Origin of the sequence: Sphingopyxis panaciterrulae, from assembly GCF_014199295.1 — a bacterium.
Classification (GTDB): domain Bacteria; phylum Pseudomonadota; class Alphaproteobacteria; order Sphingomonadales; family Sphingomonadaceae; genus Sphingopyxis; species Sphingopyxis panaciterrulae.
Map to the genome: position 1 here is coordinate 1 of NZ_JACIJH010000009.1, position 12194 is coordinate 12194.

The following is a 12194-nucleotide window of genomic DNA, read 5'->3' on the forward strand; positions in this document are numbered from 1 at the left end:
CGCTCCTCGGGGCTTCGCCCCTCGTCCCGACAGACACACCGCCGCCATTCTCATCCTGATTGTCGGCAATTCTCACCCTGATTGTCGCGCAGCAGGCGCTGGCACCGTCTTGATGATCGCCAGCAGCCGCACCTCGGCACGATCCCGTCCGGCACGTGCGCAGGCGCGCGCAATGCGATTCTCGACCGCGGTCAGATTGGCACGGAAGGTTGCCAGCGGATCCGCCCCGAACCGGGCGATATCTTCCGGCGAAAGCGCGATGTCGTCAGACAATGTCGCCATAGGGTGTCTCGCCCTGCGCTCTCACGCAGCGTCTGCCATGAAGCGAGGGAACAGGACATCGTTCTCGATATGGATATGCTCGACCAGATCGTCGGCAAATTTGGTGAGCCCGGCATAGAGCCCGCGCCATGTCGAGCATCCGTCTTCGGGGATGGTCAGGTCGTTGGTGAGCGACCGGATCGCGTCCAGATGCGCGCCATGCTCCTGATGCTCAGCCATCATTTTGGTGATGGGGAAGAGCAGTGGCATCTGGGCGCCTTTGTTCATCTGGGGAAAGAGGACGATCTCTTCCTTCTGCATATGCAGAGTGAGTTCGCCGAGCATCTGTTGCAACAGGGCGGCGAGACCCGCAGGGACTGCCGGATGTTCCTTGTGCACCGCCTCGACGCGCCGGGCCTGCTCGATGAGTTCGGGGAGTTCCTTGCTGTGCACGCGATGGAAGCGTGTCACGATGGCGTCCGTCAGCGTTCCGGTGTCCAGGCCATCCGGTTCGGCAAGAAGCTCGTCCGGCGTCATGATCGTCTCCTTATCTCCCGAGTCGAACCCGAGTCCGGCCCATAACCGGTATTTTCTATACCACTTTTATTGGCACCCTGATTGCGGGGGCGCAAAAATTTCCCGGCTCCCTGTTCCGCTCCTTGCTCGACCGGTGGGCATCGGCGAGTAACTCCGATCCCGCGAACGACCGCTCTGTTGGCGGAATCGTCCGACGCGGCTTCATTCCTCGCCGCAGAGGCCCTCTGCCCGGCCGCGCGCCATGACGTTCGAGACGATACGATCGCAGCGCTCGCCCGCGAAGCTGAAGACATCGCCGATCGCGATATCGATCTCCTGCGCAAGACCTTCGCGTAGTAACGCGCGCGCGCGGAAATATCGCGTCCGCACGGTGACGGCAGGAATGTCCAGGGCTTCGGCCACCTCGTCGACGCTCATCTCTTCGACCGCGCGCAGCATGAAAACACTGCGGAAGATTTCGGGCAGCAGATCGATACGTGTCTCGATGAGGGTGCGGATCTCCGACCGAGCGGCCGATTGCTCCGGGCCACGATTCGGGGCCTCGGTGAGCGCCGACCGGGTATCGTTATCGGTCGACATCATGGCTGCCTCCAGAGGGATGATTTGGGCGCTCTTGCGACGCAACCGTCCGAGCGCTTCGTTTACCGTAATGCGAACCAGCCAGGTGGACAGTTTACTTTCGGCGCGAAAGCCGGAAAGCGCCCGCCAGGCTTGCATCCAGGCTTGCTGCACGACGTCCTCGGCCTCTTCATCGCTTCGGACCATGCCGCGTGCCGTCCGAAATAGGAGCTGGTTATAGCGCCGCATGATCGCCTCAAAGGCTGCGCCTCCTCCTCGCGTCGCGATGCCGACCAGTTGGGCATCGGGAATATCCCCGGCGAATGGCGGCCGAACCGAATATTCGGAGTGTTGCATTTCTTCTTCCCGTTGGAGCACCATAACTACGCTCCATTCCTCAGTTCGAGAAAATCGCGCCGCAGGGCCTCGTCTTTCAGGAAGGCGCCCCGCATGATCGAACTGGTCATAACCGGCTGCTCATCCTTGACCCCGCGCCAGCGCATGCAAAAATGGTCTGCCTCCATCACGATCGCCAATCCATCGGGCCTGATGCGCCGTTCGAGTTCATCTGCCAGCATGGTGACGGCTTCCTCCTGAATCTGCGGCCGGCTCATGATCCAGTCGCAGAGACGCGCATATTTCGACAGCCCGATCAGGTTTGCGTCCGTGTTCGGCAGGATGCCGATCCACAGCTTTCCCATGATCGGACACAGATGATGCGAACACGCGCTGCGGAAGCGGATCGGGCCAACGATCATCAATTCGTTGAGCCGCGAAACGTTGGGAAAGCTGGTGACGGGCGGGGCGGCGCGATATCGCCCGGCAAACACTTCGTCGATGAACATCTTTGCCACGCGGCGAGCGGTGCCCGCGCTATTGTGATCGTTGTCCGTATCGATCACCAGAGCACCCAGCACCTCCTTCATCCGGTGTTCGACCTCCGAACGCAGTTCATCCAACTCGCCATCGTCGATGAGATCGGCGATGTTGTCGTTGGCCCGGAACATCCGCCCCGCCTTCCTGAGGCGCGCGCGGATCCGGTCCGATGCTGACTCCTCATTGAAGGGAGAGGCTGGTGCGGGCAGCGTATTCAACACGGTCAAACTCCTCATCGGCGCCCGAGGAGCAGCCAACATATTGTCAGGGATTGATGCCGGCCGAGACGCCGGTCGTTGAAGCATATTCGTCATTCGGGCGCGTCCCGGCCGACGCCGTGGCCGTAGACGAGCCGCCCCCCGAACCACCCGCCGACAACAAGGGCGACGCTCCCCCCGGCATCGAGCATCAGCGATGCCGTGTCCGGTGCGAGCGCCTGCCAATGGTCGAGCCGCAAGAACAACCGGGCGGTGAAGAATGTGAACGCAGTCAGCATCCCGCCCATATGAAGCCAGGCGTCCGTCATCGGCGCTCCTTCGGGCACACGCGGCAGTTCGATCATACCGGCAAGCATGGCGATGGGCGCCATTGCGCAACCGACGGCGAGCAACCCTCCCGACCAGCCCCAGGCTGCCTCACCCAGCCAGAGGCCGGTCACATCGGCGGCGACCGCGAGCGACCAGCCAGCGACCGGAAAGTGCACAAGCGCGGGGTGTAATGGGTGCCGCATCGCGTCAGAGCACCTGGGACAGTATGGTCAGGAACCCGGTCACGGCGGCGCCTGCATGAACCACGACGATGCCCTTGGGCGGCAGGCGCTTGCGCACATGAAACGACGCGAGAAAAAATCCGCCAAGCGCAGCAATCGCCAATATTCCAAAGCCGACCACGACGGGTTGGGAACCGGCCCCCTGGGCCAGCGCCACGATCAGCAGGACGAGCCCCAATGCGCCGAGACCGGCATGGAGGAGTGAGACTGTCCAGGGAGCGAACTTGTCGCGCAACACATGCGCGGCAAGGAAAAGACCTCCGAGGGCAGCGATTGCGAAGACGGTAACTGCGTAGACGATCATATCGGTTCCCTTCCGGTTGAGGCACCTCGTGGTCGAAAGCTGAGGAAACCCTCGAAACTGTGCCCCGTCAGACCATTGGATGCGACCATCCGGTCCTGCGTTCCCCGACACGGAAAGTCCGGGTGGAATGGTGCCTCGACGGAAACCGCGCCCGCGGCCTGCCACGGAGTCGATGCGCCTGGTCGAACGATGGCGACAGCCGCCTTGCTCACCCGATGAAACGGCGATATTGTATCAATCGGTACAGAGTTTAATGATGGGTCAAATCACATGCAATCTTCTGAATCCCGTCCGCCACATCCTCCGTTCACGGCCGAGTCCGCAGCGCTGAAAGTACGGTTAGCCGAAGACGCGTGGAACAGTCGGAACCCGGAGAAAGTGTCGCTCGGATATGCCGAGGACAGCAAATGGCGGAACCGTGCGGAGTTCGTGACCGGGCGGTCTCAGATCGTCGCCTTTCTGACGCGCAAATGGGCGAAAGAACTGGATTACAGACTTATCAAGAGCGTCTGGGCTTTTGGCGACGATCGGATTGCTGTGCGATATGCCTATGAATGGCATGACGACAGCGGCAACTGGTTCCGGTCCTATGGCAACGAAAACTGGGAGTTCGATGGCGACGGCCTTATGAAATCGCGCCATGCCTGTATCAACGATCTGCCGATCGACGAATCGGAGCGCAAGTTCCACTGGCCGCTCGGTCGGCGACCGGATGGCCATCCCGGCCTGACCGAACTGGGGCTCTAGGTGCCGCGTTTCATCGCCGAAAAAGCCGACATCATACCCGTGCTCGCGGATGTGTTCCGCGAACACGGCTATGAAGGGGCGACGCTTTCACGCATCCACGAACGCACGGGGCTCGGCCGCGGCAGCCTCTACCACTTCTTTCCGGGCGGAAAGGAAGAGATGGCCGCCAGCGTGCTCACCGATATCGACGCGTGGTTTGCGCAGTATGTTTTCGAACCACTCCGCCGGGAAGACGGCACCGGCAAATCCATCGACCAGATGTTGGATGCAGTCACACGCTATTTCGGATCGGGCAACCGGATCTGCCTGGTCGGAGCTTTCGCATTGACCGACGCGCGTGACCGCTTCGGCACGGCGGTCGCCCAGTATTTTACCCGCTGGATCGACGCTTTGTCGGCGGCGTTGCGCCGGATGGGCGCCTCAGGCTCCATTGCAATCGCCGTCTCCGAGGACATCGTGACGGCTATACAGGGCGCTATCGTGGTGTCGCGCTCGCTTGATGATCCGGCCGTGTTCGAGCGCACGATGAGCCGTCTACGGGCTAAATTCCCGCTGGTCGCGCACGATGATGCTTTGACGTCGTCCGAACGGACCGCGATTTGAATGTTTCGGCCCCCCGGTTTTCCCGGGAGCCGGTTCACCCATATGAACGACCGGCAGGTATCAACGAGTCTCACTGATCCTGCGAATGACGGCTATGTTGGCGCGAATGGCGCAATGCAGGATATTGGCTTTCAACCCAGCGGCGGTTGAAATTCGGCCCGCGCTTTTTCCGCCTGCATGCGGATCGCGCAGCCTTTAGCGTGGTCGTTGATCAGTCCCATCGCCTGCATGAAGGCATGGACCGTGGTGGGGCCCACGAATTTCCAGCCACGCTTCTTGAGATCCTTTGACATCGCGGTCGACGCAGGTGAGGTGGAGGCGAGATAGGGGATATCGCCTTCGGGCTCGAAGCTCCAGACATAGGCTGCGAGCGAGCCTCTCTCACCCACCAGTTCCTGTGCGCGGCGCGCATTGTTGATAACCGCTTCGATCTTGCCACGGTGACGGACGATCCCGGCATCCTGCAACAGCCGCTCGACATTCGTTTCGTCGAAATCGGCGACGCGAACGAAATCGAAGCCGCGAAATGCTGCACGGAAATTTTCACGTTTGGTGAGAATCGTGCGCCAACTGAGGCCTGCCTGAAAGCCTTCGAGACTCAACTTCTCGAACAAGCGCCGATCGTCGGAGACCGGGAAGCCCCATTCATCGTCATGATAGGCGACATAATCTTCCGACGCCGCGCACCAGCTGCACCGGATCACGCCATCGGGCGCCGAATAAAGCCCCACCATATTCCATTCCCTGCCATACAGAAGGCGGCCCGGCGCGATGGTACAGGGAAGCCCATCGGCTTCTCCCTCAAGGCACCTATTCGTCCGTCGGACTATCCTGCCTTGCGCCTCAACGCCAGCGCCTGCCATGAACGGCTTCCCGCGCGCGCTTTCAGATGGCCGAAGAAGCACCAACAAGACCGCGGTAATCATCCACGCGATCTGAACCTACGGCATCTTTGGTCAAACTGATTTCCACCTGTGAACGTCCATTATGCCGGCGGCTCCGGTCAACTTGTCCGCTGAGTTCAACGTCGGCTCAGCGGACCGTTGATTCCGAAGAGGCCAGTTCGAATTCTCGTGAGAGCGGCCACCTTTTTCGATTGGCTCAGCCACGCCTCGCGCGGTTCAGGGTCTCGATAATCCGGCAGTCGCCGATCCGTTCACCGAGGCAGGATCGCAGCATCTGGCCCAGTTCCTCGCGCAGCAAGGTCAGATCCGCGATCTTGCGGTCGATCTCCCCGAGTTGCTCCTGCACCAGCCGATCGACATTCTCGCAGGGTTTGTCGTCATGATCCGACAGCGCGAGCAGTTGCCGAACCTGAGCCATGCCGAAACCGAGTTCGCGCGCTCGCCGCACGAAGGTAAGCGCAGCGAGATGATCGTCTGAATATTCGCGGTAGTTGCTGTCGGTACGATCGGCGGCGGGTAGGATGCCCTCGCGCTCGTAGTAGCGGATCGTTTCCGCCTTCGTGCCGGTGGCTCTTGCCAGTTCGCCGATACGCATCGCTTGACCTTGTAGTTGCTACAAGGTGCATATCTCCTCGCGACTCGAACGTTGCAAGGAGAGCGGCATGGGTAAATCCTGCTGCCAGCCCCCCGAACCGGACCAGACCTCCCACAATGATCCGGGTTGGCGTCTGATCCTGTGGATCGCCCTGATTGCCAATGCGGCGATGTTCCTGGTCGAAATCGTTGCGGGCCTCGCGGCCGATTCCCGCGCGCTTCAGGCGGATGCGCTCGATTTCTTCGGCGACGCCGCCAACTATGCGATCAGCCTCGGCGTCGCCGGAATGGCATTGGCGTGGCGCGCAAAAGCCGCGTTGTTCAAGGCCGCGACCATGCTGACCTTCGGCCTGTGGGTGATCGGTTACACGGTCTACGGTCTCGCTGCCGGTTCCAACCCCGAGCCGCAAACGATGAGTCTGATCGGCACGCTGGCCTTGCTGGTCAACCTTGCCGTCGCGCTGCTTCTGTTCCGCTACCGTGAAGGCGATGCAAACATGCGCTCGGTATGGATTTGTTCGCGCAACGACGCGATCGGAAACCTTACCGTTCTCGCCGCCGCGCGTGGCGTGTTCGGGACCAGGAAGGCGTGGCCCGACCTGTTGGTCGCCAGCATCATGGCAGGCCTGGCGATCTGGGGCAGCGCCGAAGTGTTTGCCCAGGCGCGCCGGGAACTGGCCCATGGGTGACGATAAGGCATCGGCCGTTCTCACCTTCCTTACCGCCGAGTATCACGCGTTCGAAAGCGCGGCGCGTGCCGGACACATCGAGCAGGCGTGGCGTCATCTGGAGCGCGCCCACATCGTCGCCCAAGCAAGACTCTGGCCGCATTGCCGCTCCCACTGGAAGATGCTGATATTCGCGATCGGTCTGCGGGACTGGCGCGAGGCTGGCGGCCAAATGGTCCGGCTCCTGTTGGCTCCGGCCGGCAATCTTACTGGCCGGCTCCCTGTCGGAAACAGTGGCCGCGCAAATATCAGCGCGTTCGCCCGCGCGGAAATCCCACCAGATTTGCTGGCGTTCGTTGATCCAGGCTCCCATTGAGCCGCTCGTAAATTCCGGTTTCACCAACAGAAAGTCGCTCCGTGATCCTTCGCTACCGCGCGTCCCTCTTTCTTGGCGCTCTCTACGCGTTGCCCATCGCGCACCCTGCATCGGCGCAGGATGCGCAAGGGTACGACACCCCCTCCACCGCTGAGACGGATGCCCACGAGGAAGCGGGTGAAGAGGACGAGATTATCATCGTCCAGGGCACTCGGCTTGGCCGCCGGCTCCAGGACGAGCCAATGCGCGTCGAGGTGATTGCCGGCGAAGAGATCGAGGAAAAGGCGATCATGCGGCCGGGCAACATCGCGATGCTCGTCAATGAGACGGGCGGCGTACGGGTGCAGGTGACTTCGCCCGCCTTGGGCTCTGCGAACATCCGTATCCAAGGACTCGAGGGGCGCTACACCCAACTTCTTGCCGATAATCTGCCGCTCTACGGCGGACAGGCCGGATCGCTCGGCCTGTTGCAGATTCCTCCGACCGACCTCGCGCAGGTCGAAGTTATCAAGGGGTCGGTGTCGGCACTCTACGGTGCCTCGGCGCTCGGCGGCGTGATCAATCTGATCTCCAAGCGGCCGGGAGACGAGTTCGAGGCCGAGCTCCTCGCCAATGCCACGACGCGTAACGGTCAGGACCTGACTGCCTATGCAGCAGGGCCGGTCAGTGCGAATGCCGGCGTATCGCTGACCGCCGGGGCACATCGACAAAGCGGACAGGATCTCGACGGCGATGGCTGGTACGACATGCCCGCATACGACCGCCTTAGCGTGCGTCCCCGCTTCCAATGGAACGGCGCCGACGGCTCTTCCATCTATCTTACGCTCGGCGCGATGACCGAAGACCGCGCCGGTGGAACGCTGCCTGGGCGAACCGCGCCCGATGGCACAGTGTTCGCCCAATTGCAGGACACCGACCGCTATGACGCGGGACTGGTCGCGGAAACGCCGATCGACGGGTTGGGGACTCTCAACCTGCGCGCCTCGGCAATGCGTCAGGATCACCTGCATCGCTACGGAGCGGTGGTGGAGGATGATCGTCATACCAACCTGTTTGCGGAGGCTTCTCTGGCAGGTGCCAGCGGCGCGACCTCATGGGTCGGCGGCGTGGCGTTCCAGTCGGACGGGTTTCGATCGGACACATTCCCGGCGTTCGACTACACCTACGACGTCCCCGGCATCTTTGCGCAGATCGAGCATGAAACAACCTCCGACCTGACGCTCGCTGTCAGTTCGCGCATCGATTTTCACGACGCATTCGGCACACAACTCAGCCCGCGCATCTCCGCTCTCTACCGGCCCGACAACTGGACGATCCGCGGATCGTTCGGCGGCGGCTTCTTTGCGCCGACGCCGTTCGTGGACGATATCGAGGCCGCCGGACTGTCGCGGCTCGAGCCGCTGGGCGATCTGGAAGCGGAAACCGCCAGAACCGCCTCGCTGGATATCGGCTACGCCGAGGGTCCGTGGGAGGCCAACGTCACGCTGTTCGGCGCGAACATCAACAACGCGACCCGCCTGGACGAGATCGGGCCTGACCGAGTCCAGCTCGTCAACATCGACGGCACCACGCGGGTGCGCGGCTCCGAACTGCTCCTCCGCTTCAAGCAGGACGGATTCACGGTGACCGGGAGCTATGTCTTCGTCGATGCCAGCGAACCTGATCCTTCGGGCCTGGGCCGCAGGCAAGTGCCGCTGAGCCCGAAGCACACGGCCGGGCTCGTCGGAATGTGGGAAGAACACGGCAAGGGCCGGATCGGCATCGAAGCCTACTATACGGGCGGCCAGGCTCTCGATGACAATCCTTACCGCAGCCGCTCGCGCCCTTACCTTCACCTCGGTATCCTGGGCGAGATCGTCCTTGGCAATGTGAGCCTGTTCGCCAACGCCGAAAACCTTCTGAACGTGCGCCAGACGCATCACGATCCGCTGCTGCTTCCGCAGCGTGCCGCGAGCGGGCGGTGGACTGTCGATGCATGGGCGCCGCTCGAAGGGTTCATCCTGAACGGTGGAGTGCGTCTGCGGTTCGGAGGGCACTGATCCTATCGCTATCAATGACTTTCAGGTGCCTGCACCCGATGGCCATTCCCTCGCTTTCTGCGCGATTGGCGGATAGCGCGAAAATGGCCAATCGCCGTCTTTGGCTGGCATGAACGTAGGGCAGCTTTCGGTGAGCTAATCGCAGCCGGGAATGGCGGCTCTGTTGGCGAAGACGGCTAAAAGGATCGCCTTCTCGTCGCTGTTTAAAGATGTCTCATCTCAGACTTTGCCATGTGCATTATCCCTGCCCAACTGATGGCCTCGCCATCCTCAAAACCTCGGATGGAGCGGAGGGGGAGGGATTATGGGAACGCAAGCAAGCATGGAGGCTGCGATGTCGTTTCCACTCCAAATCAATCGAAATCTTTCCCTCGGAGCAGCCGGCGCCGACCTGGTCCGGCAACTCGGGGGCGTCTGGCACGGCGCGTCCGGCATGTGCCGCTGTCCCGCACACGACGACCGATCGCCGAGCCTCTCGGTTCGCGTCGGCCATACCAGCCTCCTCTTCAAATGCTTCGCCGGCTGCGAGACACTCGACGTACTCCGCGCAATCCGCCGCTTCAGCCCCGCCGCTCTCGAAGCCGTCGGGACCGGCGAGCCCGTAAACACGGATCTTGACGATTGGCTTCATGGGCGCGCGCGCGACTTGTGGAGCAACGGCCGCCCCTTGAACGGCACGCTCGCAGAACGTTACTTGCGGAACCGCGGCATTGACATCATTCCACCCGGACTTCGCTTCTGTTCGCGTACGCCGCTTGGGAGAGGCGCATCGGCGACCTTCAGGCCTGCCCTCCTTGCCGCCGTAACGGATGATTCCGGATTGCTCGCCGTTCAGCGCACCTTCCTCGACGAACATGCCCGCCGCGCTCGCGATCTCGACAATCCGCGGCGGATGCTGGCTCGCCCCAAGGCGGGCGCGGTGCGCCTGGCCGCGGCAACCGATGAGCTCGGCATCGCCGAGGGCATCGAGACGGCGATCTCGGCGTTGATCCTGCTCGGCATTCCCATCTGGGCGGCGCTGGGAAACGAACGCTTTCCCCATCTGGCAATTCCGCGCTCCGTCAGGCGCCTCGTCCTGCTCCCCGATAACGATCCCGCCGGACACCTCGCCCTTTCCCGCGCCCACGAGGCGCTGGCCGGCGACGGGCGCCTGATCGAGACGATTTGGCCGTGGCGCAGCCTCAACGACTGGAACGACGTGCTCCGACTGGAGGGGAGGGAGACCGGGTTCCGGTGTAGCGAGCAGTCTGACGGTCAGGCTGATCCGCATCAGGAGCACCATCATGCAGACCCAACCTCTTGAGCCGGGACGGCTCTATCTCAGTCTCTTCCATGGGCGGAAATCGATCGACGAGCAACTCGACGATTGGGGTTTCGACGGGCCGACGATCGGGCCGCTCGAATATGTCCAGGTCACTTACATGGGTTCCTTCAGATTCTCGTGCGGGCCCGCGGTGATGGACTACTTCTTCCCCGAAGCCATGGCCGACTGGCGGAGGCACGGATTCTCGAATGCCAATGGGCCGCTCTGCGACTGGCAGTTCGATATCGCAGAAGACCTCATCCACTATCGGGACGCCTATTACGGCGACTGGTCGGTGTTCCTTGCCGGTCCCGAGCCCGATCACGGCGCAAACGCCGACGTTAGGCTCGCGTCTGCGTCATCCATCACCGCTCCCTCCGCAAACGGCGATCACGGCCCGGTCGAACGCGGGGATCCCATGTCGCTGCGACATCTTCGAGCGCTCGCTGCCAATGCGCTTCCCTTTCGGCTGCCGCCGATCGTCCCGATTAGCTGCGGCGCCATGCGAGTCGACTGAAGGGGAGAGGGGCCGGGGAAGATGCCGGTCGGGATTGGCTCGGACCGGCCATCTACCATCTGGAGACTATCATGGACCTCATTCCGGACGACATCCGCAAAGTGTTGCTTGCCAATACCGACCGCCTCTCGGCCGACAGCAGCTACGATCCGGTTCCGGTCGTCAAGCTCTTCACGCCCGACGCCGACGCGACCTGGCTGATGACGCGGGCCGAGCCTTATGGCGGCGACCTTATGCTCTATGGCCTCAGCGATCTCGGGCTCGGCTGCCCGGAGTTCGGGCCGACGCTCCTTTCCGAGCTCACCGAATATCGCGGCGTCCTCGGCCTCCCCGTCGAGCGCGACCCGTTCTTCGTGCCGCGACAGCCCATTGGCCAGTATATCCGCCAAGCGATCGCCGCCGGCTACATCCAGACCTGACCCTCGCCAATCGGAAGCCAGCGCCGTGGGGCCCGTGCGCCCGTCGTGCCGCACCGGCCCCACAGCATCCGTGCGCCATCAGAAATTCAAGGAATCCCGAACATGAAAACCCACGCAATGCTGCGCGGCCTCCGGGTCACGCTCACCAAGACGGAGTTGCAAGCCCTGTTGAACCTGACGCGATACGGCGCCGGGCAGATCGCGAGCAACAGCAGCTTCAATTATCTGCCCAAGCGCCAGGAAGGCGTCGCCGACGACGTCATCAACGGACTCGAGCTCGGGTTGGCTTCGCTCCGCGCCAAGCAAGCCGAAGCGAGGTTCAGGCGCGAGCAACCGAAACGCGAGGCCGAGCAGCGTGCCGCCCGCACGCATCACGCCGAAATCGACGGCTACTATGTTATCGGTTTTCTCGGCGACTGGACTGACATCTCCGAAGATCCCGACCAACGTCAGTGGGCCGATCTCCTACATGAGGACACGGTTCCGCGCGAGCAAGGCGAGGTTCGACGCGGCGTCTGGCGGATATTCCTCAGCCGAGGCAGTTCCGCCTCCGACGACCTCGACGTCCTGCCCAGCGATTGCACCGAGACCGCCGAACGCGAGGAAATCGAGGAGCTGGCACGGCGGATCATCGCCCGACACGGCAAGCAATAATCAACACGACAACGCGCGGCCCCGCGCCGGGCTTTTTTGTTTCGGAAGACCCATCCGCATCGAC

General features: G+C 62.4%; 17 protein-coding genes. 9 read left to right on the plus strand and 8 right to left on the minus strand.

Annotation, left to right across the window (positions count from 1 at the left end; all coding sequences use genetic code 11):
* Positions 1 to 72: 72 nt before the first annotated feature.
* From FHR21_RS13185 to FHR21_RS13210, 6 genes are all read right to left on the minus strand, one after another.
* Positions 73 to 282, minus strand: a complete 210-nt coding sequence (locus FHR21_RS13185; protein ID WP_184099065.1) for a hypothetical protein — start codon at positions 280 to 282, stop codon at positions 73 to 75.
* A gap of 21 nt (positions 283 to 303) precedes the next feature.
* The gene (locus FHR21_RS13190) at positions 304 to 798 is read right to left on the minus strand and encodes a hemerythrin domain-containing protein (RefSeq protein WP_184099067.1); all 495 of its coding nucleotides are present in this window, start codon (positions 796 to 798) and stop codon (positions 304 to 306) included.
* A gap of 201 nt (positions 799 to 999) precedes the next feature.
* Complete coding sequence (locus FHR21_RS13195; protein ID WP_221235169.1) at positions 1000 to 1737, minus strand: RNA polymerase sigma factor; 738 nt, start codon at positions 1735 to 1737, stop codon at positions 1000 to 1002.
* 2 nt (positions 1738 to 1739) lie between these two features.
* The gene (gene folE, locus FHR21_RS13200) at positions 1740 to 2453 is read right to left on the minus strand and encodes a GTP cyclohydrolase I (protein ID WP_338113154.1); all 714 of its coding nucleotides are present in this window, start codon (positions 2451 to 2453) and stop codon (positions 1740 to 1742) included.
* Between the two features lie 89 nt (positions 2454 to 2542).
* The gene (locus FHR21_RS21065) at positions 2543 to 2962 is read right to left on the minus strand and encodes a DUF2231 domain-containing protein (RefSeq protein ID WP_276569274.1); all 420 of its coding nucleotides are present in this window, start codon (positions 2960 to 2962) and stop codon (positions 2543 to 2545) included.
* A 4-nt stretch (positions 2963 to 2966) separates the two neighbouring features.
* Positions 2967 to 3305 carry a hypothetical protein gene (locus tag FHR21_RS13210; RefSeq protein WP_184099071.1) on the minus strand — a complete coding sequence of 113 codons (339 nt, stop codon included), beginning with the start codon at positions 3303 to 3305 and terminating at the stop codon, positions 2967 to 2969.
* Positions 3306 to 3575: 270 nt separating this feature from the next.
* Here FHR21_RS13210 and FHR21_RS13215 point away from each other — a divergent pair, with 270 nt between their 5' ends.
* Together FHR21_RS13215 and FHR21_RS13220 are read left to right on the plus strand one after the other, a co-directional pair.
* The gene (locus FHR21_RS13215; protein ID WP_184099073.1) at positions 3576 to 4052 is read left to right on the plus strand and encodes a nuclear transport factor 2 family protein; all 477 of its coding nucleotides are present in this window, start codon (positions 3576 to 3578) and stop codon (positions 4050 to 4052) included.
* Positions 4053 to 4655 carry an LmrA/YxaF family transcription factor gene (locus FHR21_RS13220; protein ID WP_184099075.1) on the plus strand — a complete coding sequence of 201 codons (603 nt, stop codon included), beginning with the start codon at positions 4053 to 4055 and terminating at the stop codon, positions 4653 to 4655.
* Between the two features lie 131 nt (positions 4656 to 4786).
* Here the strand turns inward: FHR21_RS13220 and FHR21_RS13225 are convergent, their stop codons facing one another.
* Complete coding sequence (locus FHR21_RS13225) at positions 4787 to 5389, minus strand: DNA-3-methyladenine glycosylase I (RefSeq protein ID WP_184099077.1); 603 nt, start codon at positions 5387 to 5389, stop codon at positions 4787 to 4789.
* A gap of 367 nt (positions 5390 to 5756) precedes the next feature.
* On the minus strand, positions 5757 to 6155 hold the full coding sequence (locus FHR21_RS13230; RefSeq protein ID WP_184099079.1) for a MerR family transcriptional regulator: 399 nt from the start codon (positions 6153 to 6155) through the stop codon (positions 5757 to 5759).
* Between the two features lie 67 nt (positions 6156 to 6222).
* On the opposite strand from FHR21_RS13230, the gene FHR21_RS13235 reads away from it, so the two are divergent.
* The 7 genes from FHR21_RS13235 to FHR21_RS13265 all read left to right on the plus strand — a co-directional run bounded on the left by FHR21_RS13235 (position 6223) and on the right by FHR21_RS13265 (position 12130).
* Positions 6223 to 6843, plus strand: coding sequence for a cation efflux transmembrane domain-containing protein (locus tag FHR21_RS13235; RefSeq protein ID WP_184099081.1), 621 nt, complete (start codon positions 6223 to 6225; stop codon positions 6841 to 6843).
* Positions 6836 to 7198, plus strand: coding sequence for a DUF3703 domain-containing protein (locus FHR21_RS13240; protein ID WP_184099083.1), 363 nt, complete (start codon positions 6836 to 6838; stop codon positions 7196 to 7198). Before FHR21_RS13235 ends, FHR21_RS13240 begins: the two co-directional genes overlap by 8 nt.
* 41 nt (positions 7199 to 7239) lie before the next feature.
* Positions 7240 to 9237, plus strand: a complete 1998-nt coding sequence (locus FHR21_RS13245; RefSeq protein ID WP_338113155.1) for a TonB-dependent receptor plug domain-containing protein — start codon at positions 7240 to 7242, stop codon at positions 9235 to 9237.
* Between the two features lie 334 nt (positions 9238 to 9571).
* Positions 9572 to 10540, plus strand: coding sequence for a DUF7146 domain-containing protein (locus FHR21_RS13250; protein ID WP_184099085.1), 969 nt, complete (start codon positions 9572 to 9574; stop codon positions 10538 to 10540).
* The gene (locus FHR21_RS13255; RefSeq protein ID WP_184099087.1) at positions 10521 to 11057 is read left to right on the plus strand and encodes a hypothetical protein; all 537 of its coding nucleotides are present in this window, start codon (positions 10521 to 10523) and stop codon (positions 11055 to 11057) included. Before FHR21_RS13250 ends, FHR21_RS13255 begins: the two co-directional genes overlap by 20 nt.
* A gap of 71 nt (positions 11058 to 11128) precedes the next feature.
* A complete protein-coding gene (locus tag FHR21_RS13260) occupies positions 11129 to 11476 on the plus strand; it encodes a DUF2958 domain-containing protein (RefSeq protein ID WP_184099089.1) in 348 nt (115 codons plus the stop codon).
* A 102-nt stretch (positions 11477 to 11578) separates the two neighbouring features.
* Positions 11579 to 12130, plus strand: coding sequence for a hypothetical protein (locus FHR21_RS13265; RefSeq protein WP_184099091.1), 552 nt, complete (start codon positions 11579 to 11581; stop codon positions 12128 to 12130).
* Positions 12131 to 12194: the final 64 nt, after the last annotated feature.

Excerpts from the sequence above, each read along its gene's own strand:
- FHR21_RS13185 (WP_184099065.1), bottom strand. The coding sequence starts at position 282 with ATGGCGACATTGTCTGACGACATCGCGCTTTCGCCGGAAGATATCGCC.
- FHR21_RS13190 (WP_184099067.1), bottom strand. The coding sequence starts at position 798 with ATGACGCCGGACGAGCTTCTTGCCGAACCGGATGGCCTGGACACCGGA.
- FHR21_RS13195 (WP_221235169.1), bottom strand. The coding sequence starts at position 1,737 with ATGGTGCTCCAACGGGAAGAAGAAATGCAACACTCCGAATATTCGGTT.
- FHR21_RS21065 (WP_276569274.1), bottom strand. The coding sequence starts at position 2,962 with ATGCGGCACCCATTACACCCCGCGCTTGTGCACTTTCCGGTCGCTGGC.
- FHR21_RS13210 (WP_184099071.1), bottom strand. The coding sequence starts at position 3,305 with ATGATCGTCTACGCAGTTACCGTCTTCGCAATCGCTGCCCTCGGAGGT.
- FHR21_RS13215 (WP_184099073.1), top strand. The coding sequence starts at position 3,576 with ATGCAATCTTCTGAATCCCGTCCGCCACATCCTCCGTTCACGGCCGAG.
- FHR21_RS13225 (WP_184099077.1), bottom strand. The coding sequence starts at position 5,389 with ATGGTGGGGCTTTATTCGGCGCCCGATGGCGTGATCCGGTGCAGCTGG.
- FHR21_RS13230 (WP_184099079.1), bottom strand. The coding sequence starts at position 6,155 with ATGCGTATCGGCGAACTGGCAAGAGCCACCGGCACGAAGGCGGAAACG.
- FHR21_RS13235 (WP_184099081.1), top strand. The coding sequence starts at position 6,223 with ATGGGTAAATCCTGCTGCCAGCCCCCCGAACCGGACCAGACCTCCCAC.
- FHR21_RS13240 (WP_184099083.1), top strand. The coding sequence starts at position 6,836 with ATGGGTGACGATAAGGCATCGGCCGTTCTCACCTTCCTTACCGCCGAG.
- FHR21_RS13250 (WP_184099085.1), top strand. The coding sequence starts at position 9,572 with ATGTCGTTTCCACTCCAAATCAATCGAAATCTTTCCCTCGGAGCAGCC.
- FHR21_RS13255 (WP_184099087.1), top strand. The coding sequence starts at position 10,521 with ATGCAGACCCAACCTCTTGAGCCGGGACGGCTCTATCTCAGTCTCTTC.
- FHR21_RS13260 (WP_184099089.1), top strand. The coding sequence starts at position 11,129 with ATGGACCTCATTCCGGACGACATCCGCAAAGTGTTGCTTGCCAATACC.
- FHR21_RS13265 (WP_184099091.1), top strand. The coding sequence starts at position 11,579 with ATGAAAACCCACGCAATGCTGCGCGGCCTCCGGGTCACGCTCACCAAG.